We start from the raw sequence: 25,076 nt of genomic DNA on the forward strand, positions 1-25,076 counted from the left end.
AGGCAGGACAAAAAATCAGGATGCTTTTTTATCCTTTATAAGAAAATATGGGAGTTGGCATTTTGGCAAAAAGAGTGGTGCTGGAGCTAGGGCTCCAGCACCACCTTTGTCTACAGTCTGAAAGGATATACCTGCCTTTGGAAGCAGGTATATCCTTTTTTCGTTTAAGATTTATTTGATATGCCTTTTGATAGCCTCAAAGCTCTCGGCGCTGATCACGTGCTCCATGCGGCAGGCGTCAGCCACAGCTACATTCGGGTCCACGCCCAGACGGATCAGCCAGGAGGAGATAAGCTGGTGCCGCTCGTAGATACAGTCGGCTATCCTGCGGCCGGACTCGGTCAATGTGATATAGCCTTCCGGGGATACCTGGATGTGACCGCTCTCCCTGAGCTTTTTCATGGCAACGCTGACGCTGGACTTCTTGAAATCCAGCTCATTGGCGATGTCCACAGAGCGGACAACGGGATGCTGCTTGCTCAGGATCAGGATCGTCTCCAGATAATTTTCGGAGGACTCGTTTGTGTTTATGCTCATCAGTTTCACCTCGGTTCTCTTTCCTCCCCCTCCGTCGCACTGCGAGAGAGAAGCCTGTTTCCTGTAGTATAACATAAAAAAGGGGGCGGAGTAAACCGGGAATTGAGGACCGGATTTTTTGACCGCAAAATGATGAAAATTTATTTTTAAGAAAAGAATTGACAAACCCAAACTGTTAGTTTAAACTATCAGTTGTTAGATGAGGCAAAAATGAGTTAGTCATAAATGCCTTGCGGAAAAATAAAATGATCATATAGAGGAGGCAGGTTCAGATGACCTTACTGGAAGCCGAAGAGGGCAGGGAATATATTGTGAAGGGGATCGCCACCGACGACGATGAGCTGGAAGCCTTTCTGTTTTCCCTTGGCTGCTACAGCGGCGAGCCCATCACTGTAGTCTCCCGGATGCGGGGCGGATGCGTCGTCTCCATCAAGGATGGCAGATACAATATTGATACTGATTTAGCGAAAGCTATTTCAATATAAAAATGAGCAGTTGCCTACAATTGCTCTGCACAAGAGTTAGTTTATTCTAATTGAATAAGAGATGAAGGAGGAGAAATGTGCTATGAGAATTGCTTTTGCAGGAAATCCTAACAGCGGAAAGACAACCATGTACAATGCGCTGACAGGCAGAAACGAGCGCGTTGGAAACTGGGCCGGTGTTACGGTGGAGCGAAAGGAGAGCCTGATCAGGAAGGCTTATTACGACGGATCAGAGGAGCTGGTCGCGGTGGACCTGCCGGGGGCCTATTCCATGTCGCCATTTACTTCAGAGGAGAGCATCACGAGCGGGTATGTGAAAAATGAGCACCCCGATGCGATCGTCAATATTGTGGATGCCACAAACTTAAGCCGAAGCCTGTTTTTCACGACTCAGCTGCTGGAGCTTGGCGTTCCGGTGGTGGTGGCTCTCAACAAGAGTGACCTCACGGAAAAGAAGGGGACCAGGATCGATGAAAAGCTTCTCTCCGAGAAGCTGGGATGCCCGGTCATCAAGACCGTGTCCACATCCTCCGGCCACGAGGGCCTGAAGGAGGTCGTGACCCAGGCTGCCGCCCTGAGCGGAGCGGGACAGAAAGCGCCCTATGTGGAGGCGGACATTGACCTGAAGGACAAAGCCCAGGTGGAGGCCGAGGACAGGAAGCGATTTGACTTCGTCAATGGCATTGTGAAGCAGGTGGAGCAGAGGAAGGTCTTCACGAAAGACAAGAACTTCCAGGATAAGATCGACAGTGTGATCACCCACAAGATCGTGGGCATCCCGATCTTCGCGCTGATCATTTTCCTTGTATTTTACATATCACAGACCACCCTTGGAACCTGGATCGCAGACTGGCTGGTAGCCTGGATCGAGACATTCCAGGGCTGGGTCGGCGGACTGATGGAAAACGCCAACCCGCTGCTGTACGCGATCCTTGTTGACGGTATCATCGGCGGCGTCGGCGCGGTCGTGGGCTTCCTGCCTCTTGTTATGGTGATGTACTTCCTCATCGCCCTTCTGGAGGACTGCGGTTACATGGCCAGGGCCACGGTTGTGCTTGACCCTATTTTCAAGAGAGTGGGACTTTCCGGTAAATCGGTTATCCCCATGGTCATCGGCACCGGATGCGCCATCCCCGGAGTTATGGCATCCAGAACCATCCGCAACGAGAGAGAGCGCAGGACGACAGCCATGCTCACGCCCTTCATGCCCTGCGGCGCGAAGATACCGGTCATCGCCCTGTTCGCTGGCGCCTTCTTTGCGGACGCCTGGTGGGTGTCAGCTACCATGTACCTGGTAGGCATAGTGCTTGTCCTTCTTGGGGCGCTGCTGGTGAAGAGGATCACCGGTCAGAAATACCGGAAATCCTTCTTTATCATCGAGCTTCCGGAGTATAAGCTCCCCAGCTTAAAGAGGGCATGCGTGTCCATGCTGGAGCGGGGAAAAGCCTACATCATCAAAGCCGGAACCATCATTCTGGTGTGCAACACAGTGGTACAGATCATGCAGAGCTTCAACTGGCAGTTCCAGCTCGTGGAGGAGGGAGCGGAGAGCACCTCTATCCTTGCCAGCATCGCTCACCCCATCTCCATCCTGTTCATTCCTCTTGGATTTGGTGTATGGCAGCTGGCAGCCGCAGCCGTTACAGGATTTATCGCAAAGGAGAATGTTGTGGGAACGCTGGCGGTTGTGTACGGAGTTACCAACCTGATCGACACAGATGAGCTGGCTCTGGTGGGCAGCGGAAACGAAGTGGCGACCATCATGGGACTGACCAAGGTGGCAGCCCTGGCCTATCTGATGTTCAACCTCTATACACCGCCCTGCTTCGCGGCTCTGGGAGCTATGAACTCGGAGATGAAGAGCGGCAAGTGGCTGTTTGGCGGCATCTGTCTCCAGCTGGCCACAGGCTACACGGTGGCCTTTGCGGTGTACCAGATCGGAACGCTCATCACCACGGGATCTCTTGGAACAGCCTTTGTTCCGGGTCTCATCGCGATCCTGGTGTTCGCGGCCATCATCATATGGAGAATTCGCAAGTCCGATCAGGAGTTTGCGACAGAATACAGCCTGCACACCGCATAGACGGCTACGGGCCCGGGAAAGTGGCAGTGGACGAAGTGACGCACTTTGTCCACTGCTTGCATTGAAGGAGGACAGAATATGGCAGATATCATTGCATTGATCATCATTGCGGCCATCGTCGCGGCGGCGGTCGCGTACATAGTGAAGGCGAAAAGGAGCGGCGTAAAGTGTGTCGGATGCCCCGCCGGAGGGAGCTGCCCCAGCGGCGGCAGAGCCCCGAAGAAGAAGCTGGACGGCCCTGTGATCGGAAGAAAAACTCTGAAGATCTCAGGGATGCACTGCCAGCACTGTGCTCTGGCCGTGACGCAGGCTCTGAACGGGATCGACGGAGTCAGAGCTGAGGTGGATCCTGTGAAGGGCAGGGCCAAAATTGCCTTAGACAGGCAGGTCAGCGAGGAAATACTGAAAAAAGCGGTGGAAAAAGCCGGCTATCATGTGACCGGTATATCGTAAGGAAGGGGACTATATTTCCATAGAGGCATAGCTGGCTGCGGCAGCCGAGGGCCGCGGCAATGGGAGGAGACGGCGTGGACAAAGAAAAGGAACGTATCATAGCCAAGCTGAAGGCCAATGGCTGCAGGATCACAAAGCAGCGCATGGAGCTTTTGGATATCATTCTGGAGAACAAGTGCTCCAGCTGCAAGGAGATCTTCTACCGGGCGTCCAGGGAGGACGACTCCATCGGCATCGCCACCGTATACAGGATGGTAAATGCCCTGGAAGAGATCGGTGTGATCAGCAGAAGGATCGTCTATGAGCCGGAGGATGCGGATAAATGATAAGATTTATCGGTAACACTGCTTAGAATTGACTAACTGCCTGTGCGAAAACTATCATAGTTTATATCAACTCAGTATATGAGAGCAAGCAAGGGAGTGATGAAGATGAAATCCCACAAATTCTGGGCATGGATGATGGCATTTTGCTGTCTCATGCTGTTCTATACTGGTTATAAACATAAATAAGGAGGCAGAAGCATGTTCGAGATTTCTAAATGTTTAAAATGCGGAAAAGGTCTTGGTATTTTCGCGGGAGGAGTTCTGTTTGGCACAGCCGGTGTTAAGCTCCTGTCAAGCAAGGATGCGAAAAATGTATACACAAAGTGTACAGCGGCTGTTCTGAGAGCCAAGGAGTGCGTCATGACCACAGTGACCACTGTGCAGGAGAACGCGGAGGACATCCTGGCCGAGGCAAAGCAGATCAACGAGGATCGGGAGAGAGAGGACGCGGCCTGCGTGCAGGAGGATGCAGACGCTGTGTCTGAGAAAAATTAGAGCGCAGGACGAAAGGTCTGAAATAGAGAGGAGAAGGCGGAGCCACACCGACAGAAGGCTCCGCCTTCTCCTTATGAAAAATGGAGGGATCAAAGTTGAAATACAGGATCAGACATGAGATAAGAGGGCGGATCCGCCTGCATGTGGAGCAAAAAGGAATGACCTGCCGGGAGGCGGACACGCTTCTCTACTTTCTGGAGACACTTCCCGGCGTGGACACTGCAAAGGTCTACGAGCAGACAGGGGACGCCGTGGTCTGCTACAGCGGGGAAAGAGAGGACATTCTCCAGGCTCTGCGAACCTTCAGATATGAGTATGTACAGGTGCCGGAGCAGGTGCTGGACAATTCTGGAAGAGAGCTGAACAGGGCCTACCGGGAAAAGCTGATCGGGAGGACACTGTTCCATTTCGGGAAAAAGATTCTCCCCTTTCCGGTGCGGGCCGCCTACACGGGCTACAAATCCGTCCGGTACATGGCAAGGGGACTGAAAAGCCTCACCAGGGGAAGGCTGGAGGTGGAGGTGCTGGACGCAGCGGCCATCACAGTCTCCATCCTGCGGGCGGACTTTGACACGGCGGGCTCTGTCATGTATCTGCTGGGCGTGGGCGAGATACTGGAGGAGTGGACCCACAAAAAGTCGGTGGGGGACCTGGCCCGGAGTATGTCCCTGAACATCCGGAAGGTGTGGCTGAAGACAGGGGATCAGGAGATGCTGGTCCCAGCCTCGGACGTCCGGGCCGGGGACGAGGTGGTGGTGCATATGGGAAATGTGATCCCCTTTGACGGCGTTGTCACCTCCGGGGAGGCCATGGTCAACCAGGCGTCCCTCACCGGCGAGTCCCTGCCTGTAAAGAAGGAAAAGGACGGCTACGTGTACGCGGGCACTGTGCTGGAGGAGGGGGAGCTGACCGTGCAGGTGAAGCAGACCTCCGGCTCCACCAGATTTGAGAAGATCGTAACCATGATCGAGGACTCCCAGAAGCTCAAATCCGGCCTTGAGAGCAAGGCGGAGGGTCTGGCGGACCGGCTTGTGCCCTACACCCTGGCAGGGACCATCCTCACCTGGCTGGTCACGAGAAATGCCACCAAGGCCCTGGCCGTCCTCATGGTGGACTTCTCCTGCGCCCTGAAGCTGGCCATGCCCATCTCCGTCCTGTCCGCCATCCGGGAGGCGGGAGCCCACGGCATCACGGTCAAGGGAGGCCGTTTTATGGAGGCGGTGGCAGAGGCGGACACCATTGTGTTTGACAAGACAGGCACCCTGACAAAGGCAAGGCCCACGGTGAAGGAGGTTGTGACCTTCAACGGGAGGCCGCCCCAGGAGATGCTGCGGATCGCCGCCTGCCTGGAGGAGCATTTCCCCCACTCCATGGCAAAGGCGGTGGTGAATGCGGCCAGAAAGCAGGGGCTTGACCACGAGGAGATGCACTCCAAGGTGAACTACATTGTGGCCCACGGCATTTCCTCCTACATAGAGGACAAAAAGGTGGTCATCGGCAGCTATCACTTTGTCTTTGAGGACGAGAAGTGTCGGATCCGCCCGGAGTTCCAGGAGAGATTTCAGCAGCTCTCAGATGAGTACTCCCACCTCTACCTGGCCATTGACAATGTGCTGGCCGCGGTAATCTGCATCGAGGATCCCCTGCGGGAGGAGGCGCCTGAGGTGATCCGGGGTCTGCGCAGGGCCGGATTTACGAAGATCGTCATGATGACAGGGGACAGCGAGAAGACTGCCGCCGCCATCGCCAGGAGAGTGGGCGTGGACGAGTACTATTCCGAGGTGCTGCCGGAGGACAAGGCCCGCTTTGTGGAGGCGGAAAAAAGGAAGGGACGCAGGGTGGTCATGACCGGGGACGGCATCAACGACTCGCCGGCCCTCTCCGCGGCGGACGCAGGCATCGCCGTCAGCGACGGGGCTGAGATAGCCAGGGAGATCGCGGACATCACCATCGCAGGACAGGACCTGGGAGAGATCGTCACGCTGAAGCAGCTGAGCAGCCTGCTCATGAGGCGGATCCAGAAGAACTATCATTCCATCGTGGGGATCAACACAGCTCTCATCTGCCTGGGCGTGGCCGGCGTGATCCAGCCCACCACCTCCGCCCTGCTGCACAACACCTCCACCCTTGTCATCAGCCTGAAGAGTATGCGGGATCTGATGAAGTAAAAGAAGCTGGAAAGCTCATGGAAACTGTGGTATGATATCAGTTACGGACAAAAAGAAACGGGAGTATCACGAAAGCCAAAGGAGTAAACATGAGCATATATGACGCACTGAACGAACAGCAGCGGGAGGCTGTATACCACACGGAGGGCCCGCTTCTCATCCTGGCCGGCGCAGGCTCCGGGAAGACCCGGGTCCTGACCCACAGGATCGCCTATCTCATCGAGGAGAAGGGAGTCAATCCCTGGAATATCCTGGCTATTACCTTCACCAACAAGGCGGCCGGGGAGATGCGTGAGAGGGTGGACAATCTCGTGGGCTTTGGCTCGGAGAGCATCTGGGTCAGCACCTTCCACTCCACCTGCGTGCGCATTCTGCGCAGACACATAGACCGGCTGGGCTATGACACCAACTTTACCATCTACGACACGGACGACCAGAAGACGCTGATGAGGGACATCTGCAAATACCTCCAGATCGACACCAAGATCTACCGGGAGAGAAACCTTCTTGCCGCCATCTCCGCCGCCAAGAACGAGATGATCTCGCCCAAGGAGTTCCGGCTCCGGGCAGAGGGGGATTTCTCCCGGCAGAAAATCGCCACTGTGTACGAGGAGTATGAGAAGCAGATGCAGGCCAACAACGCCCTTGATTTTGACGATCTCCTGGTGAAGGCAGTGCAGCTTCTGAAGACGCAGCCGGATGTGCTGGACTACTACCAGGAGCGGTTCCGCTATATCATGGTGGACGAGTACCAGGACACGAACAATGTCCAGTTCCAGTTTGTCAGCACTTTGGCGGCAAAATACAGAAACCTGTGCGTGGTGGGCGACGACGATCAGTCCATCTACAAATTCCGGGGGGCGGACATCCGGAATATCCTGAACTTTGAGAACGTGTTCGAGGACGCGAGGGTCATCAAGCTGGAGCAGAATTACCGTTCCACCAGCACCATCCTGGACGCAGCCAACGCGGTGATCCGCAACAACCGGGGGCGCAAGGACAAGACTCTCTGGACGGACAATGGTCAGGGGGAGAAGATCGAGTTCCGGCAGTTTGACACCGGGTTTGACGAGGCGGAATATATTGTGGGGGACATCCGCGGCCATGTGGACAGCGGGGACTGCTCCTACAATGACAACGCCATCCTCTATCGGACCAACGCCCAGTCCCGTCTCTTTGAGGAGAAGCTGGTGTCGGCAAACATCCCCTACAAGCTGGTGGGAGGCGTCAACTTCTATGCCAGAAGGGAGATCAAGGATCTGCTGGCCTATCTAAAGACCATTGACAATGGAAGGGATGACCTGGCTGTGCGCCGGATCATCAATGTGCCCAAGCGTGGCATCGGCCTCACCAGCGTGAACCGTGTCCAGGAGTACGCCCTCCAGAGGGAGATCAGCTTTTACGAGGCGGTCCTGGGAGCGGATCTGATCCCGGGCATCGGCAGGGGACTTTCCAGGCTGGAGTCCTTCGCCGCCCTCATCGAGCATTTCAAGGAAGAGGCGGGCAGGATGAGCATCCTGGAGCTCCTGGAGGACATTATCGAGACAACCGGATACATAGAGGAGCTGAAGACCGAGGGAGAGATTGAGGCGGAGGCCAGGATCGAGAACATCGACGAGCTGAAAAACAAGGCGGCAGACTATGAGGAAGGCTGCCATGAGCGGGGCGAGACACCCACTCTGGGCGGATTTCTGGAGGAGGTTGCCCTTGTGGCGGACATCGACAGCCTGGACGAGGACAGCGACTATGTGGTTCTCATGACGCTCCACAGCGCCAAGGGGCTGGAGTTCCCCCACGTCTATCTGGCGGGCATGGAGGACGGCCTTTTCCCCAGCTATATGACCGTCACCTCCGACAATCCGGAGGAGCTGGAGGAGGAGAGACGTCTCTGTTATGTGGGCATCACAAGGGCTATGAAGCAGCTCACCCTGACCTGCGCCAGAAGGCGGATGGTGAGGGGAGAGACCCAGTACAACAAGATGTCCCGCTTTTTAAAGGAGATCCCCATGGAGCTCCTCTCCACAGGAATGAAGTTCGAAAAGGAGGAGAAGGAGGAAGAGACTCCAAGACAGTCCTCCTGGCAGCAGGCAAAGCAGGCCTTTCACACAAAGGCTTTCTCCTCTCCCAGACCGGTGCAGCAGTTTAAGGTGGCGGGGGGGAACGGCCCCGGCTACGATGTGGGAGACCGGGTGCGCCACGTGAAATTTGGGGAAGGACTTGTCACTGCCATTGTGGAGGGCGGCCGGGACTATGAGGTGACAGTGGAGTTTGACAAGGCAGGCACAAAAAAGATGTTTGCTGCATTTGCGAAATTGCAGAAAATATAGGATGTTCCGGTCAAGAAGGACAGATTTATCTGAAAATTCCTGCAAAAATAAGTAGTAATATGCCCGGGAAGGTGTTATAATAATGCCAACGAATTATACTTGCAAGACAAGCATAAGAAAGGATGTGTGGAAAGTATGAGCAAGGTAGAGGATATTATTGCGGCTTCAAAGCTGAACGAACTGATCCGCAAGAAAGATGAAGATGACAAGACCTGCAGGACAGTGCTCTGGGTGCTGGCTATCGTAGGAGCGATCGCGGCAGTAGCGGCAATTGCATATGCGGTATATTGTTTCTTTACCCCGGATTATCTGGAGGATTTCGAAGAAGATTTCGATGACGATTTTGACGATGACTTCTTTAATGAAGATGATCAGGTATAAGATCGGAGCAAAAGAAAGAGACAGGACAATCCAATGTTCTGTCTTTCTTTTTGCCCGATACGCCCGGAGAGCGACCGCCGTGCCTGCGCGAAAACGCCAAAGGGAGAAGTACAGGAGGAGTTTGAATTAGATGAAAAAAGGACAGATGCTGGAAGGAACCGTTGAGAGGATCGATTACCCGAATAAGGGCGTGGTGAAGGCGGAGGGCGCGGACCGCCCTGTGGTGGTCAAGAACGCCATTCCCGGACAGAAGGTCAGGGTCTCTGTCAACAAAATGCGCAAGGGCCGGGCGGAAGGAAGAGTGCTGGAGGTGCTGGAGCTCTCACCTCTGGAAATCCCATCCCCCTGTCCCCATTTCGGGCAGTGCGGGGGATGCACCTATCAGACCCTGCCCTATGAGGAGCAGCTGAGGCTCAAGGAGTCCCAGGTAAAGGAACTCCTGGACGAGGCCATACAGAAGGGCGGAGGACATGATTACCAGTGGGACGGCATCAAGGCCAGCCCGCGGACAGACGCCTACCGGAACAAGATGGAGTTTACCTTCGGGGATGAGTACAAGGAGGGCCCCCTGGCTCTAGGCATGCACAGGAGGGGGAGCTTCCACGACATTGTGAACGTAAACGAGTGTCAGATCGTGGACGAGGATTTTCGCGCGGTTCTTGAGGCCACCCTCGCCTTTGCCCGGGAGAGCGGCCTACCCTACTATCACCGCATGCGCCACCAGGGCTATTTCCGCCATCTCCTCGTGCGCAAGGCGGCCCGCACCGGCCAGATCCTCGTGGACCTGGTGACCACCACCCAGGCAGGCCCGGATCTGGCTCCCTGGGCGGATCGCCTTCTGGAGCTGGAGAGGAGCGGACGGCTGAAAGGGCATATTGCGGGTATCCTCCACACCTCCAATGACAGCCTGGCCGATGTGGTGAAGGACGAGGGAACCGAGCTGCTCTTTGGCCAGGATTATTTCTACGAGGAGATCCTGGGACTGCGCTTCAAGATTACTCCCTTCTCCTTCTTCCAGACCAACTCCCTGGGAGCGGAGGTGCTGTACGAGACCGCCAGAAGCTATATCGGGGAGACAAAGGACAAGGTTATCTTTGACCTATACAGTGGCACAGGCACCATCGCCCAGATTCTGGCGCCTGTGGCAAAGAAGGTGACTGGCGTGGAGATTGTGGAGGAGGCAGTGGAGGCGGCCCGGGAAAACGCCCGGCTGAACAGTCTTGAGAACTGCACCTTCTGGGCAGGGGACGTGCTGAAGGTCATCGACGAGCTGGGGGAGGTGCCGGATCTCATTGTCCTGGATCCGCCCCGGGACGGTGTGCACCCGAAGGCCCTGGAGAAGATCATCGGCTTTGGCGTGGAGAAGATGGTCTACATCGCCTGCAAGCCCACCAGCCTGGCCAGAGACCTGGAGACGCTGCAGGGGAGAGGCTACCATGTGGAGCGGGCCGGATGCATTGATCTCTTTCCGGGAACTGTGCATGTGGAGTGCGTAGTATTGATGTCAAAAGTTAAAGAATAGGATAGCGAGAAAGTGTAGAAAACATGGGATTTCCGGGAGTCGGGGCTTGTCAGAGGACAGGTTCCGGTTCCCGGATTTTTTCATTTTATGGGTAAGTGGGAACTGGTCTACTGTGAAAAATGGTGGAGAGTTGAGTGGTTGATTTTGATATTGGGGGTGTTGAGTTGACAGATTGGATAAATGGTATATTGAGTTGATAAGTTTAATGGACAAAACCACGCTGAGATTGCTACAATTCCATACATTCAAAAATGCCGTAATTCCACCGTTCCTGGGTGTTTTTTATTTCTGGAACGTGACGGCATAGGTAGGTTGGCGGCCCTGCCAGGGTGGTTGACACATTTCGGTTCTACTCTGTAACGATAGAAAAGTTATCGTTACAGAGTAGGGCTATCGTTAAAATGTTGTTTTAGAATTAAACGAAGTAGATAGAACGGGAGTTCTCGAACTACTTGGATAAAAAATCGCAACTAAATGCGAAAATCTATTGCAACAAGCGTAGTTTTGTGCTATAATTTTAATTGGATTTTGTGACTCGCAAAATCCGTAGAGTTCATAATGTAGCTGTTAGAGTTGGAGGACAGATATGTCAGTTTCATATAACAGATTGTGGAAATTGTTAATTGATAAAAATATGAGTGTCGCTGATATGCGGAGAGCAGCCGATATTGCGCCAAATACCGTTACTCGGATGAAGAAAGATCAAGAGGTAACTTTGGCTGTTCTTGAAAAGATATGTGCTGTTTTAGATGCGGATTTCGGCGATATTGTAGAATATAAGAAATAGCGTTTACGGAGGTTTCTCATGTTAAAAGATAAAAGCCTAACATATGTGACGCTGTTTAGTTCGGCCGGTGTAGGCTGCCACGGTTTCCAAATGGAAGGATATCGTTGCATTGCCACGAATGAAATTATAGAGCGTAGGATGCAAGTGCAACGTTGTAATCATAAATGTGAATTTGATTCCGGTTATATTGTTGGAGATATCACATCCGATGAGATTAAACAGAGAATTTATGATGAGATCCACAGGTGGGAGAAAAAAGGAAATGATCGTGTGGACGTTATCATTGCTACGCCACCCTGTCAGGGCATCAGCGTCATTAACCATAAAAAGAACGGTAAGGAAATAAACAGGAATAGCCTTGTGGTTGAATCCGTTGAGATTATCCGCCGGATTAATCCAAGATTCTTTATTCTTGAGAATGTCATGGCGTTTCAGAAAACACTCTGCATTACACCCGATGGACGGACTGTGCCTATTGGAGAGTATGTTAGGGAGACTCTCGGAAAGGATTATATCATTTCCGGGCGAATTCTGAACTTTATGAATTATGGCTCGAACTCTTCACGGACGAGAACATTGATGATTGGCGTCGATAAGGCCTATCGGAACAACATCACGCCATATGACATTTATCCGGAGTTCCGACCGGAGAAGACACTACGGGAAGTGATTTATGATTTCCCAAGACTGGAATGGGGAGAAATCTGCGCAACGGATTTCTATCACGCATTCCGCACATATAAGCCCGAGATGCGCGAGTGGATTCATGATCTAAGGGAGGGTGAATCCGCATTTGACAATGCTGATCCTGCCAAGCGTCCGCACAGGGTGGTTGACGGCAAAATCGTTGAGAACATTAGGAAAAACCGGGATAAATACACAAGGCAGCCTTGGGACCGCTTTATTCAGTGTGTTCATACCCGCAACGACCAACTGGCTGCGCAAAATACGATTCATCCAGAACAGGATAGAGTTTACAGCATCAGGGAACTCATGGCGATGATGACGATCCCTGACGATTTCCGTTGGGTGGATATGAGCCTCGATGAACTAAATGCGCTTTCGGATAAGGAAAAAAAGAATATTTATAAAAACCATGAAATGAACATTCGTCAGTGTTTAGGCGAGGCTGTACCAACTGAAATCATGCGGCAGCTTGCTGAGGCAATTCGTAGCAAGTTGAGCCAAAAAAGGTGTGAGTCTATTGAAATCAACAGGATCATCGCTGACAATCATTTGGATGAGAGGGAAAGCCTGTGTGCCTTTTTGAGGGATAATCCTCTGAAGTTGGATGTAGCATCGCTTATGCGGATTACAGAGCTTTGCAATGCCCGCAGGGAAAAAAATGCTGCGTTTTACACAAATAAGTTCATTGTGAACGAGATTATGGGGAGTTTACCAACGTTCAGCAAGGATGAAATTCGTATATTAGAACCGTCCGTAGGAGCGGGTAGTTTCATCCCTTTTCTGTTCAAGCGGTATGAAGATGTTCCCCATGTCATCCTGGATGTGGTAGATATCGATCCGGATAGTATTGAGACACTCAACATAATGCTGGAGAAACTTGACATTCCGCAGAATTTTACAATCAACCGCATATGTCAGGATTTCCTTACCTACCACACAACGTATCGGTATGACTTGGCGGTCGGCAATCCGCCTTTCTCGAAACTGAAAAAGAGGACGCCTGAAATTGAAATTTCTCTTGCGTCAAACGCAAACAAAGTCACCAATAATCTCTCGGAGATGTTTTTGGAAAAATGTGCCCGCTGTAGCGATTGTGTTGCCCTGGTGCTGAACAAGACGTTACTCAGTACAGATGAATTTGAGGAGACGAGAAATCTTCTGCGGCAGATGCGGATGGATACAATTATCGACTTCGGCCGCTATGGTTTCACCGGGGTGTCGATTGAGACCATGTGCCTCGTCGTATATCCAAAGATGAAGCCGAAAGAAACAACGGTCTATAGCATGAAGTTCAACCGGAAATCCGTTCGGCAGCAATCTTATTTGACGGATGAGAGATTTCCTTATTTCATCATTTATCGGGATGAGCAGTTTGATAATGTTGCTGATAAACTGCAGTTTGATATGTTCTCAGTGTTTCGTGACAGACAAATTACAAAGTCCATTACGTGCCACAAACAAGATAGTTCTTCCTTGTGGGTAATCAAAGCAAGGAATATTAATGATGATGGACAGGGCGTCACGCACATTTCGGATTATGACGTCTACCTGCCGAAAGAAAAGGCTGTTGGACTTTCAGCATACCGATATGTAAATGATTATAGTGTTTACCTGACTCCGAATATGACTTATAATCCACGAGTCATTGAGAATCTTCCCGGAACCATTGCAGATGGTTCAGTCGCAGTTCTGATTCCGAAGAAACCGCTGCGGCTTACTAAGAGGCAAAGGGCGTATTTCTCAACAGAGGAATATAGGCGGTTTTACGGGATTGCAAGAAATCTGTCAACGCAGTCCATTAATGTGGACAAGACAAGTGTGTATTTTTATGGGGTGTTAAAAGAAGATGACGAGTAATATTTTACAGAGATTTTTGGATGAACATGATTATGATGTCCGCAAAACAGGGAACGGTCGCTGGATTGACCAGAAGTGTGCCTTGGATGCGGTCTGCTTTGTAGCGGACTGTATTGTAGATTATATTCAGAATGGAGGTCGGCAACCATTTCAGTCGCCGGATATTTGGCACTCCGAGTACGCTATACAGAATGTTCAGCATTTGTTTGGAAAACCTGATCCGACCATAAGGACAACGCTTGACGAATACAATAAGTTCTTCCGTCAACCTATGAAGATGCTGGCGGCAGCGGGGGTTCTACGAGAGGACGGTGTTGTACATAATACTATCCAGTTCAGCGTGGAAAACATGGATGTGTTGGAGTATATTGCGCTCCGTGAGCGAAATTCTTTCGAGTTTCTTTGCCTTTATATCGAAAAGACACTGAAGGATAGTGGCTTGTGGGACAGTTTCGAGACCTTTTTTGAGTTACAGACAAAAGAGTCCCTACAAGAACTGAAGACCAGGTTCTCTGATTTTTGCATCAGATACACACCCATCAACACAGCGGTAGAGGCAAACCGCATCTTTATCAAGGTATTGAATCCGCTCGCCTGCAAACTGCACAAGAAGGGTGTGGAAAAAGGGCATCTTTCAAGGGCTATGATTACCTACGATAAAATCATGTATAACCAGACCAACTGGAGAGATGATGCCGTAGGCAAGGATAAGAATGTTGCTCGTGGTGATTTTAATCCGCAGCCGAAGACCGAGCAGATGTATCAGTACCGTATCAGCAGAGCCATGAAGTATCTTCGCAAATTCAATGACGATCATAGGGACGGTATGTCAGAAGTTTTGGATCGTTTTTCTGTTGGCGAAAAGGCCACACATATGCACCACATCTTCCCCCAGAATGAATTTGAGGAGATTGCTGATTATATTGAAAACCTCATCGCGCTAACCAGCGGACAGCATTTACAGAAAGCGCATCCAAATGGGAATACACGGATTATAGATAAGCAGTATCAATACACCTGCCTTATCGCTAAGACAGAAAGTATTCGGAAAAATATTATGGACAATAAAGGCGAACCAATTATTTATGATTTCGCGGCGTTTATGTATGTGTTAGATATTGGGCTCAGAACAGATTATTTTGAAGCTCTGCCCTCTTGCGATTTTAATTCTGTCGTAACTGGCATTGAATTCAACTACTAAATAGTCTTAGAGGGGAGGGCGTTCGTGTGAGGAAAAGCCGATCATTCAAGGAATATGTTGAGAACAACCTCGACAATCAGATCTGGAAGGAAATTGAAGAGTTTTTGCGTTCGGTTGACCCTTCTGTTCTCGATTTGCGCCTTAACAGAGTCCGAAATGTCGGCGAAATAGAACTTTATGAAACAGATCTGCAATTTGTGGATGTGTCTGATCTCCCCGGCTCTGCTATAGAATTTGATGTGGTTATGGACGCTACGCTCATTGTCCATGATGAGGATCGATATCATAACGATGAAACTGAGGCAACTCATCAATGGCTCATGGTTCGCTGCCGTGGCGGTCTGGATTGTGGGCTTAGCGATCTGGATATTTATGATGTCCTCGTGTATAACAGCCGTAACCGTCAGAGGCGCCCTATGTCCAATGCGCTCGTGCCAATCATCTATAAAGATAATCTTGAAAAAGAAGCCGAGACGTTCCTGCGAAAGTACTACAAAGAGGCCCTCCTGCAGCCGATGTGGGTTGATCCATCCGAACTGGCAAAGCGGATGAAACTCACAGTGATTCGGCATCGCATATCGAAGGACATGAACGTTTTCGGGCAGATCTATTTTCGTGAAACGGACGCTAAACTGTATGACGGAGAGAAAGAGGCGGAGACGGTAAAGCATGTCATGCCAGGAACCGTTATTGTTGACCCGTCTGTGGCTTTCCAGCGAAATCTTGGAGCTTACAATAATACAATTGTTCATGAATGCGTCCATTGGGAACTTCATAAAAAGGCTTTTGCACTTGAACAGCTATATAATGAGGATGCAAGCCAGATCAAGTGTAAGGTAGTTGGCGGTGTAGAAGGCCCAAATAATGACGATACCAAATGGATGGAGTGGCAGGCGAACGCCCTTGCTCCCCGCATCCAAATGCCGCTTGCCATGTTCAAGCGGAAAGCATCTGCGATGATCCGGAAATACCGCGATGAACTGGGCATTTTTGAACTGTGTGAGTTGATGCCCTTTGTTATCGAGGAATTGGCGACATTCTTTATGGTTTCCCGGACTGCGGCTAAACTGCGTATGATTGACGCCGGGTATGAGGAAGCGGCGGGAGCCTTTATCTACATAGGCGGACATTATGTAAAGCCACACGCCTATAAGAAAGGCTCAATCAAGCATAATCAGACTTATTCCATTCCGGCACAGGATGCGGCAATCCAGAGCCTTGTTAACCCAAAGCTAAAAGATGCCGGGCACTATGTTTATATCGATTCGCACTTTGTTCTGAACCATCCAAGGTATGTGTATCAGAATGAAGCTGGCGAGACTTTGATGACCGACTACGCTCGGTATCATGTGGATGAGTGCTGTCTGGCATTTGATCTCTCTATTCGGGGCAAGGTAGAGGAACGCTATCACCGGGAATGTTTTCTGAACCGCGACAAAGGTTCTCCCATCGACTTTGATATCGTGTATAATGGAGAAAACGGAGAACTTGATGCGGAAAGCAGAAAAAAACTCATCCGTGATACGGTTATGGAGGAAGCCAGAGTATTGGACGGTCTTTCCAACAACTATACGAAAGCATGGAAAGAACTATTGAAATGGAGAGGCATCTCACAGGCAGAACTCTCCCGTCGAACTATGATCACAGAAAAGACTATCGGGCATATCATCAATGGAGATACCATTGGAACTCTCAATAATGTGGTGTTGATGTGCCTTGCCGCTCATCTCCCTTGGGATATGAGTGATTACCTGATTCAACGCTCTGGACATAAGCTGTTATGGAACAACAATGACCACAATTGGTATCGGTTTGTGCTGAAGAATATGTACCCAAAATCAATCCCGGAAATACAGGCATTTCTGCAGGAGCAGGGTGCGAGTCCGCTGTAAGTCCACAAAATCCATATTTTAACAGGAGCCAGAGATGAAAATAGAGATTGAAAAGGATTTCCCTCAGTATTTTAAGCCAGCCTATCCGGAAGAATTTGAATTGTTTTCCCATTTTGAAGTAACAGCGGGCATACCAACCGTTTTGTTTGCTATCACTACTTGGAAAGAGAACGGCAAACCGAATGTGTGCTTTCATTCGTGGAGTTGCTTTCACGGGGATAAGACCGCTTTCTTTGCTGTGATGGGCAATTTATATCAGCATACTCACACCTATGCTAATATCCAAAGGGAAAAATGTTTTTGCATCAACTTCCTTCCGATAAGTTATTATGATAATTTGGTGAACACCATTCATCACAACGAAATAGACGATGACGAATTTGCAGAAGGAGGTTTTACTGTTTCCAGCGCAAAAACTATTCCCGCACCTGTAATCAATGAGGCGTTTCTTACTATGGAATGCACCCTGAAAGAAGTGCAGGATTTAAGCGGTGCGGGAATAACTGCTATGGTGATCGGGCAAGTGCAGCATATTTCTGTGGAGGAAACGTATGCGCAGGGGTATGAACAGAGATATGGCAAAGATGGATTTATGCTGCTTGTTCCTGCACCGCAGGACCTTATCACCGGGAAGCCAAATCAGTCAGCGATTGCGACTGTGTATATTGAGAAGTATGATTGATTCATGAAAGGAAGTTAAAATTTGAGGAGGAGCCCTATGAGTGAAAATGTACGTCTTGGCGATGGCGTTGTGGATGAAGCAAAAACCGAGGCCAATAATAGAATAAAAGAACTTGTCAAAATAGCAGTCAATATGTTCTTTGATGATTTGGAGGGGCGGGTAAAAGACCTCCCGGAAACTATCAAGCGACTGCGTAATAATCCAGACATAGAACAGAAGCTGGCAGCATTATGGTCAGAACAGCTTTTTAAAGAAGGCCTTGTTCCTAAAGGATATAGTGGTCTGCCTGATAAGTTGCTGGTTGCCAATCTCCATCAGGATGGATATTTGAATGGGATGTATGTAGGCTATATCCTTGCGATGATGGCGCTGGTGGATAATGGTACTTCTAAAGACACGATTCTTGCTGTTCGTGATTATATCCGCCCGAATTTAATGGGGCATCATTTTGACGACCGGGACGAGTTTATCAGCCAATACAAAAATGAAAAATATAACTGGGTGGAAAAGGAAAAAGGCTGACCATAGGAATACCAAATGGATAAAGAATGGGATTACAGCAAGTTTTTTATTTTTGCATCCGAAAACATGGAAATCCGATTACCATGCTCAAAATAACATGAAAAGTGCCTAACAGAGCCATATGTGACCTTAACGGTCATGTATGGCTCTATTTTTTTGCTCATTTTCCGAGCCTTTGAGAGCGAAACATGGAAATGTGCTTACAATTCCGTATCCTGCACGAAGCGGCTAAAATGGAATTATCAAAGGGAACACCTTTGAAATAAATCAAATCCGCTTTGTGAAGTACGCGCGTTAAGCAGAGCGGTGGATACATATGGAAGTCTGAAACTGGCGTTATTGTGCTGGTTCAGGAAAATCCGATGTCCACCGTTTTCTCGCCATGCCATCACAAGGCTGCCGGAGTCGGTGTGTCATCAGATGCACCGGCTTTCTTCGTGTCCACCGCTCGGTGAGCGGTGAAAGGACACGAAATGAAAGCCAGTCAGAGTAACACAGAGTCAAAGAAGTTCCAGATCCCGATGGTAGTAACGGACGAGATCATCCATGATTTTGGCTTCAAACCGGAAGACGTCACCTGGCGCCGCATCGGCAACCGCAAATGCAAGGTAGTCATGGTCGATGCGACCGAGGAGGAGTATCGGGCGTACATGGCGCCGATCTGGGCAGAAATCAAACGGGAAGACCGGGATGGACGCTGCATGGTAAAGGGTAAAAATGGTAGGCTGATCCGCTGCTCGGAAAGTAACCGTTGCGAGAAATGCAAGCACTTCTCAGAGGCCAGCCGTGAGCGGAATAAGCCCGCCTCCCTCTCCGTACTGATGGATGAGGGGGCGGAACCAATTGCCGAAGGATCATTTGAGGAAAACATCATCTACGAAACAATCCTGGAAGACCTCATCTCCATGCTAAGCGAGATAAAGCCCAAGTACGGCAGGATCTTTCGTCTGCTCTACGATGGAGCCACCCAGCAGGAAATGGCGGACGAGCTTGGCATCAAGCAACGCACAGTGTCGGATGATATTAAAAAGATCCGCAGTCTGGTGCAGCCGCTGGTAAAAGACATCTTTAACTGTTAAAAAGTGGTCGGTGCTTATCATTACGATAGGCACCGCCTTTTTCAGTCTTTCTTGTAGAACATTGTCTCATAGCCGTCTGCCCGGAGATTCAGGCCCTTGATCCACGGCGGCGTCCTTCCCATCTGCTCACATACAGCGTCCAAAGAGACGCCCATACTGCACTCGATGATTAGCTCATCGTGGATATGGCCGACAATAAAACAGTGGGAAAGCGTCCGTATGGCGTACATGAGGATATCCCTGGAAACCGCCTGAACGATGTTTTCCACGAATTTCGGCCCGTAGGATTCGATGCGTTCCCACTTCTTTGTGCTGCCAACACCCTCATAGGTAACGGAGTCGCCGCCGAATTTGTTGACGCCCATCTTGGGCTTCACATAGCAGAGCTGCCGGCTGGAAGGCAGAATGATGAACAGCATCCCGCTGCGGTAGCGGAACCGGATGCCATGCGTCTCTGTGTCCAGCCGCTGGCGGACGGTGGTTTTCACCGCATTGTCCACATCCCACCAGAACTGCACGATATTCGGATTGGAGGTGCGCCAGGCGTCTACGAGGGGCTGGAGTTCTTCCTCAGTCATTCCGGCTTCTAAGGCTCCCATGGCCTTCAATGCGCCAACGGAACCTCCGTACCCGCAGTTGTGGACAAGTTTTCCCGATACGGTAAAACGATGATGCTCTCCGGCATTTCGTATGTCATAAAGTCGAGCCTTGCGCTGATGCCTTTCCAGTTTTTCCGCCTTTCGAATACAGCCGTTTCCGCGTCCCGAATGATCTCGTCCCTGGTCAGCCCCTGGGAGAGCTTGCGGATTACAACCGGCTTGGCATAAGGCCAGTACATCTGCGAAAAATGACTGAGTACGGTGCATCTCTTGTTGCTGTTGTTTTCCGTATGGGTTACAAAGCGGAGATTGCCCGGCGCATAATCTTTGTTGTTGTCGATACGGTCGATTTCGAGTTCCCTTTTCGGAAGTCCGTAGGTATTCAACAGGTAAAGCCCTGCTTCTTTTACGCTCGGAAACATAAATTTTATTCCCCGGCCACCGTAATTTCGGTATCCCGGATCGTTTGGATTCTCGCATCGCTGTTTTGCCGCTGTCAGCCGCCTGTCCAGCCAAGAGGGAATCATACGTGGCTGTGAGCATCTCTGGCAGCCCTTGGATTTTCCGGTTCTGAGGTTGGTAAGACACTGCCACTGGACTGAGCCGCATCCTGTGCATTGCGTCAGTACATAGCAATGGTTCATCGATTTGTTCCAACGTTTCTCGGCGCTGATAATCTTCACCCAGCCGTATCGCTTTCCTACCATCTCCGGTTTGTACGAGATGTGCGCCGCAGGCGGCGGCGAGTCCAAACTGTACCGGCTCCGGTTTCCCCTCGACCCATACGAGGTGGTCTGGGGTCGCTCTAAGTCCTTCATAATCTATTACCTCACGTTCTCCTTTATATATGACACCTTCATGGGTTACCCAATTTTGCCCATCCCACAGCCTATGGTCGGTAGTTACAGCCTCAATCGGAATCAGTCCTTTATCTGTAAGGACAAGCTGCCCTTCTGCAATACAGGCAAGTTCCGCCTGCTTGCCTTTCTGTCTGAGGTGGGCATTCTGCCCGTGCTTTTCTACCGGCACATGAAACATCTTGCTTGCAGAAGCACAGTAAATATCGCCGCCCTCATCAAAGACCTTCAGCCGCCAGGATTCGCCGGCCAAAAATGAAAGCACACGGGCTTCGATGGCGGAGAAGTCAGAAACAATGAATTTGTACCCGTCCCTCGGCACAAACGCCGTGCGGATGAGTTCCGACAGGACTTCCGGTACGGAGTCATACAGTGCAGAGAGCAGGGCGTAATCCCCGGAACGGACAAGGCTTCTCGCATCCTCCAGATGTGCCATGTGGTTCTGCGGCAGATTCTGCAGCTGGATCAGCCTGCCCGCCCAGCGGCCGCTGCGGTTTGCGCCGTAAAACTGGAACATCCCTCTCGCCCTGCCGTCCGCGCATACGGCGTTCTGCATCGCCTGGTACTTTTTCACAGAGGACTTGGCAAGCTGCCGGCGCAGCTCCAGCACCTCGGCGAGTTCTGGCGGCGCGGTTTTCAGCAGTTCCTTCACGGCTTTCTTATCCAGGGAGTCCACCTCAAGGCCGTGCTTTGTGAGCCATTCTTTCACCTGCTGGACGGAGTTCGGGTTTTCCAGGGCGGTAAGCTGCCGCATCTTTGCGGAGAGTTCTTCCCTGGAACGCGCATCAATGGCAATGGCCTGTTCCACCAGTGCCATGTCAAGCTGTATGCCCCGGTCGTTGATCTCCTGGTCGAGATGGTATTCCTCCCACAGGAACTCCGGTACGGGAAACTTCGACAGCTTCTGCTGGATCGCCATCTCAGTTTCCACATCCCGCTTGTTGTACGCGATAAAAGTTGTCCACTTCACCGGGTCATGCTCCGGGAGGTTGCGCGTCCTGCCGCCGTTGGCTTTGGTAGGCTTGCAGGGGACGCAGAAATAGCGGATGAGCGCCTTGCCCTCAGCCATCTTCTGGTTTTCCAGCTTGAGGACTTTGCCGATTCCCTCCAGAGAGAGGGGCAGCCCCATGTACGCGCCCCATACCAAGGGGCATCGCCAGGAGGACGGGTCAAGGTAATTCCGGACGGTATCATCCTCTATGCTGTAAGAGGAAAAATACTGCGGATAGTTTCGGCGCAGCCAGACAGAAAGGCAAATACGCTCGAAGGACGCATTGTACGCCCATTTGATTACGGAATTGTCCGAGAGCGCTCGGATAATATCTTCCGGCACGGTATCGCCGGACGCCAGGTCATATACGGTGACCTTGCCGCCGTTCACGGACACGCCAAAGAGCAGGATTTCAAAATTAGGGGATGAAGCGTATTTATACACGCCGCATTTTTTCAGATCGACATCGGAAAAGGTCTCCACGTCGATAGATAGGGTGTGGATTGCCATAGTGCTGTTACCTCCATAAAAATGGGCGGCAGGAGTGCTGTTCCCGCCGCCCGGTGTGCATTGCTTATTCCTCCGGCTGTTTTGCCGCCTGGCGCTTTTTCTCCCTGTGCTTCTTAAACTTTGTCCAACACCAGTGCAGGAAGTCGGTGATCCAGTACACGATGCTGCCAATGGCAAATCCGTACAGGAGAATGAAAATCACGATCACATCGAATTGTTTTGCGAACTCATAAAGCTCTGTCATATCCATTTACCTCGCATTTTCTTTGAATGGGTGGGCGGCAGCGGTGACTGCCGCCCTGTGTTGTCTCAGGAAAGATAATCGTCATCGTCCTCGGTGGAGAAATCATCCTCGGCACGGCTCTTGCCGCCCAGCGGCTCCCCATCGGAGATCTTCTGCAGGTTGTTCAGCCCGCAGGCGATGCCCCGGTTGCCGTTGGAGTTAAAGGCATACAGGTTGATGCTGGCCCTGCCGTATACACCGGAGTACACCTCGGAACGCTCCAGGATGGGGTTCAGGTCCGCATCCACGATGCCGGGGGCGGTAGCGGAATTGGCGTTGATGAAGTAGGCATCCGCATAGACCGGATCGTCGGGGCGTTCTGCGTCGCCGTCACGCAGCGGGGTCTTGATGACCGAGAGGGCGGGGACGGTCTTGCCGTTGCCCTTCAGCTTGGACTCACCCTCCTCATAAGCCGCCTGGATCGCCGCTTTGATGGCTTCCACGGTTTTCTTATCGGACTTCGGGATGATCAGGCTGACGCTGTACTTGGGCGTGCCGCCGTTGATGCTCTTGGGGTCCCAGACATTCGCATAGCTCCAGCGGGTTCTGGGGCCGGTGATAACCTTCGTCTTATTCACAATCTTTGCCATAATGGTTGTCCTCCTCATTTTCTTTGAAATCGTTTATGGCTGTGTTCATGGCCGGGCGCTTATCGCTCTCCGGCACAAGTACGGGTTTGCCGGGCGGCTTGTAGACAAGACCGCCGAGCAGTTCTTCAAATTTTTTCCGGCCAAGGGTCTGGCTCATGGCCGTGATGCCCAGCAGTTTCTTCTCATAGGGTTCGTAGCCGGCGTCTTCAACCACCCTGGCAACCGCGCTTTCATCGGTGTACTTCCGGTTGGAGCGGCCCTCCACCACTTTGAATCCTGCAAACTTCGTTCCGGAGAGGGCTTTCTGCAGGGCGTAGTCCTTAACGTCCCCAGCCCAGGAGACCAGTTCGTCCGCTTTGGTAAGAATAGCGGCGACCTCATCATCTCCCAGGAGCGCGGGCATCTCGAAGTCATATCGTGCCAGTTCCAGGTTATATTCCGTCCGCTTGCGGCAGTTGGCCCTTGCCTTGCAGAACTGACAGTGGTCGCCGGCTTTGAACTCGCCCTTGCCCTCGTATGCCAGCTTTGCGGCAGGGGCAAGCATGGTCTCAGCCCAGGCCAGAAGTTCTTCCCGGCTCATGGTGTATGTGCTGACATTCTCCCGGCGTGGCTGGTAGATGGTAAGGCTGACCTGCGCAATATCGTAGATGCCATCGAACAGGTCGAGGGCGCCCAGCGCATAGCAGGAAAGCTGGCTGTTCTTCTCCGCCGACACCAGGACGCCAAGCCCGTGCTTGTAGTCAATGATGTGGAGAAGCCCGTCCGAGACGATGACGCAGTCTCCGGTGCCAAAGCTGCCCTCGATCCCCACATAGCGGGAATAGTCGAGCCGCTGCTCCACAAGCACCAGCGGGTCGGCGCAGCGTTTTCTGGCATTTGCAACTTCCTCCAACACAAAGGCGCAGTAGCCGTCGGCGCAGTCCTCCATCTCCTGGGAGTAGTAGGTCAGGTTCTCTGTGGGGTCTTTCGCACTGCGGCCAAGGGCTTTTTCCACCTTATAGGCGCACAGTTCATGGCAGTCGGTCCCCTCCTGGGCGTATTCGCTGGGCCTGTCCTCATACTCCTCGCAGAGCCGTGCCGATGGCGGGCAGTTGATCCACCTGTGGCTTGCGGAAGCGGAAAGGAAGGAATGCTTACCCATCGTTTCCCGCCTCCGGCTTTCCGAGCGCATCCGCTTCCTTCAGAAGCCCTTCAAATTTAGAAGGGTCGATATCCGACAGCTTCCTCGCTCCGTACTTTGTGATGAGGGCTTTCACCTCCGCCGAGTACCCGGCCTGGGCAATCACCGTCATGCGGTGGCGCACTTCCTCAAGGGTGAGTGCTTTCGGCTTCTTCTTCGGCGGCGCATCCTCCGCCGCCTGGGAAGAAAACATCCCCGCCAGCGTATTGGCGATTTCGATGATGGTTTCCCCGCAGGAGCGCAGCTCCTTAATCTGTAAGTCCAGGTCGCTCATTTTCCCCATCCGGCGTTCCTCCTTCCTGATTTGCCGTCTGCAGCTTTCTGGCGAGACGCTTCGCGATCACGCTGATAGCGATCAGCACATCGGCGAGTTCCTCGTCAAGCTGCCTGCCTCTGGTTGTCTCCGTGTTTTCCTGCATCCGCAGCACCTCCGTTTCCGAGCGGCTTTCCTGCCCCTCTGTCTCTGAAAGGACAGAACCGGGATTTTTCAGCGGAGAAAAATTTTGCCGTCCCTGTGCCTCTCACTTCTGAAAGGACAAGGACGGCTTTTTTTAGCGGTGTTTTTTAGCGGAAAATCTGACA

Annotated in this window: 23 protein-coding genes; 16 read left to right on the plus strand and 7 right to left on the minus strand. The window is 51.6% G+C overall.

The window, feature by feature from the left end; genetic code table 11:
- Positions 1–171 precede the first annotated feature (171 nt).
- Entirely contained in the window at positions 172–531 is a 360-nt protein-coding gene (locus tag FGQ86_RS12645; RefSeq protein ID WP_138304487.1) for a metal-dependent transcriptional regulator, read from the minus strand.
- Positions 532–809: 278 nt separating this feature from the next.
- Here FGQ86_RS12645 and FGQ86_RS12650 point away from each other — a divergent pair, with 278 nt between their 5' ends.
- From FGQ86_RS12650 to FGQ86_RS12725, 16 genes are all read left to right on the plus strand, one after another.
- Positions 810–1,022, plus strand: coding sequence for a FeoA family protein (locus FGQ86_RS12650; RefSeq protein WP_033126801.1), 213 nt, complete (start codon positions 810–812; stop codon positions 1,020–1,022).
- A gap of 82 nt (positions 1,023–1,104) precedes the next feature.
- Complete coding sequence (gene feoB / locus FGQ86_RS12655; protein WP_033126802.1) at positions 1,105–3,105, plus strand: ferrous iron transport protein B; 2,001 nt, start codon at positions 1,105–1,107, stop codon at positions 3,103–3,105.
- Between the two features lie 78 nt (positions 3,106–3,183).
- Positions 3,184–3,558, plus strand: a complete 375-nt coding sequence (locus tag FGQ86_RS12660; RefSeq protein WP_033126803.1) for a FeoB-associated Cys-rich membrane protein — start codon at positions 3,184–3,186, stop codon at positions 3,556–3,558.
- 74 nt (positions 3,559–3,632) lie between these two features.
- Positions 3,633–3,884 (plus strand): transcriptional repressor, encoded by a 252-nt coding sequence (locus tag FGQ86_RS12665; protein WP_033126825.1) that lies wholly within the window; start codon positions 3,633–3,635, stop codon positions 3,882–3,884.
- Between the two features lie 198 nt (positions 3,885–4,082).
- Positions 4,083–4,379 carry a DUF6110 family protein gene (locus tag FGQ86_RS12670; RefSeq protein ID WP_033126804.1) on the plus strand — a complete coding sequence of 99 codons (297 nt, stop codon included), beginning with the start codon at positions 4,083–4,085 and terminating at the stop codon, positions 4,377–4,379.
- Between the two features lie 95 nt (positions 4,380–4,474).
- Positions 4,475–6,547, plus strand: a complete 2,073-nt coding sequence (locus tag FGQ86_RS12675; protein WP_138304400.1) for a heavy metal translocating P-type ATPase — start codon at positions 4,475–4,477, stop codon at positions 6,545–6,547.
- 89 nt (positions 6,548–6,636) lie between these two features.
- Positions 6,637–8,874 carry a DNA helicase PcrA gene (gene pcrA / locus FGQ86_RS12680; protein ID WP_138304402.1) on the plus strand — a complete coding sequence of 746 codons (2,238 nt, stop codon included), beginning with the start codon at positions 6,637–6,639 and terminating at the stop codon, positions 8,872–8,874.
- Between the two features lie 135 nt (positions 8,875–9,009).
- On the plus strand, positions 9,010–9,255 hold the full coding sequence (locus FGQ86_RS12685) for a hypothetical protein (protein ID WP_033126807.1): 246 nt from the start codon (positions 9,010–9,012) through the stop codon (positions 9,253–9,255).
- Between the two features lie 130 nt (positions 9,256–9,385).
- Positions 9,386–10,777 carry a 23S rRNA (uracil(1939)-C(5))-methyltransferase RlmD gene (gene rlmD / locus FGQ86_RS12690; protein WP_138304404.1) on the plus strand — a complete coding sequence of 464 codons (1,392 nt, stop codon included), beginning with the start codon at positions 9,386–9,388 and terminating at the stop codon, positions 10,775–10,777.
- Between the two features lie 586 nt (positions 10,778–11,363).
- A complete protein-coding gene (locus FGQ86_RS12695) occupies positions 11,364–11,564 on the plus strand; it encodes a helix-turn-helix transcriptional regulator (protein ID WP_138304406.1) in 201 nt (66 codons plus the stop codon).
- An 18-nt stretch (positions 11,565–11,582) separates the two neighbouring features.
- Complete coding sequence (locus tag FGQ86_RS12700; RefSeq protein ID WP_138304408.1) at positions 11,583–14,108, plus strand: DNA cytosine methyltransferase; 2,526 nt, start codon at positions 11,583–11,585, stop codon at positions 14,106–14,108.
- Entirely contained in the window at positions 14,098–15,309 is a 1,212-nt protein-coding gene (locus FGQ86_RS12705; RefSeq protein WP_138304410.1) for a restriction endonuclease, read from the plus strand. Before FGQ86_RS12700 ends, FGQ86_RS12705 begins: the two co-directional genes overlap by 11 nt.
- Positions 15,310–15,335: 26 nt before the next feature.
- The gene (locus tag FGQ86_RS12710) at positions 15,336–17,201 is read left to right on the plus strand and encodes a helix-turn-helix transcriptional regulator (RefSeq protein ID WP_138304412.1); all 1,866 of its coding nucleotides are present in this window, start codon (positions 15,336–15,338) and stop codon (positions 17,199–17,201) included.
- Between the two features lie 34 nt (positions 17,202–17,235).
- Positions 17,236–17,883 carry a flavin reductase gene (locus FGQ86_RS12715; RefSeq protein WP_138304414.1) on the plus strand — a complete coding sequence of 216 codons (648 nt, stop codon included), beginning with the start codon at positions 17,236–17,238 and terminating at the stop codon, positions 17,881–17,883.
- A gap of 36 nt (positions 17,884–17,919) precedes the next feature.
- Positions 17,920–18,405, plus strand: coding sequence for a hypothetical protein (locus FGQ86_RS12720; protein WP_138304416.1), 486 nt, complete (start codon positions 17,920–17,922; stop codon positions 18,403–18,405).
- 473 nt (positions 18,406–18,878) lie between these two features.
- Positions 18,879–19,484 (plus strand): sigma-70 family RNA polymerase sigma factor, encoded by a 606-nt coding sequence (locus FGQ86_RS12725; protein ID WP_138304417.1) that lies wholly within the window; start codon positions 18,879–18,881, stop codon positions 19,482–19,484.
- Between the two features lie 41 nt (positions 19,485–19,525).
- On the opposite strand, the gene FGQ86_RS12730 is transcribed toward FGQ86_RS12725, so the two are convergent.
- From FGQ86_RS12730 to FGQ86_RS16275, 6 genes are all read right to left on the minus strand, one after another.
- Positions 19,526–22,435, minus strand: a complete 2,910-nt coding sequence (locus tag FGQ86_RS12730; RefSeq protein WP_347562522.1) for a DNA polymerase — start codon at positions 22,433–22,435, stop codon at positions 19,526–19,528.
- A 70-nt stretch (positions 22,436–22,505) separates the two neighbouring features.
- Complete coding sequence (locus tag FGQ86_RS12735) at positions 22,506–22,685, minus strand: hypothetical protein (RefSeq protein ID WP_138304420.1); 180 nt, start codon at positions 22,683–22,685, stop codon at positions 22,506–22,508.
- Positions 22,686–22,750: 65 nt separating this feature from the next.
- Complete coding sequence (locus FGQ86_RS12740) at positions 22,751–23,314, minus strand: DUF2815 family protein (RefSeq protein WP_009269281.1); 564 nt, start codon at positions 23,312–23,314, stop codon at positions 22,751–22,753.
- Positions 23,295–24,455: a DUF2800 domain-containing protein gene (locus FGQ86_RS12745; protein ID WP_138304421.1), complete on the minus strand. Its 1,161-nt coding sequence runs from the start codon at positions 24,453–24,455 to the stop codon at positions 23,295–23,297. Before FGQ86_RS12745 ends, FGQ86_RS12740 begins: the two co-directional genes overlap by 20 nt.
- Positions 24,448–24,777 carry a hypothetical protein gene (locus FGQ86_RS12750; RefSeq protein ID WP_138304423.1) on the minus strand — a complete coding sequence of 110 codons (330 nt, stop codon included), beginning with the start codon at positions 24,775–24,777 and terminating at the stop codon, positions 24,448–24,450. Before FGQ86_RS12750 ends, FGQ86_RS12745 begins: the two co-directional genes overlap by 8 nt.
- Positions 24,743–24,913, minus strand: a complete 171-nt coding sequence (locus tag FGQ86_RS16275; protein ID WP_171031570.1) for a hypothetical protein — start codon at positions 24,911–24,913, stop codon at positions 24,743–24,745. The genes FGQ86_RS12750 and FGQ86_RS16275 overlap by 35 nt, the downstream gene beginning before the upstream one ends.
- Positions 24,914–25,076 lie beyond the last annotated feature (163 nt).

Origin of the sequence: Clostridium sp. BSD2780061688st1 H5 (genome assembly GCF_005845155.1) — a bacterium.
GTDB lineage: Bacteria > Bacillota > Clostridia > Lachnospirales > Lachnospiraceae > Claveliimonas > Claveliimonas intestinigallinarum.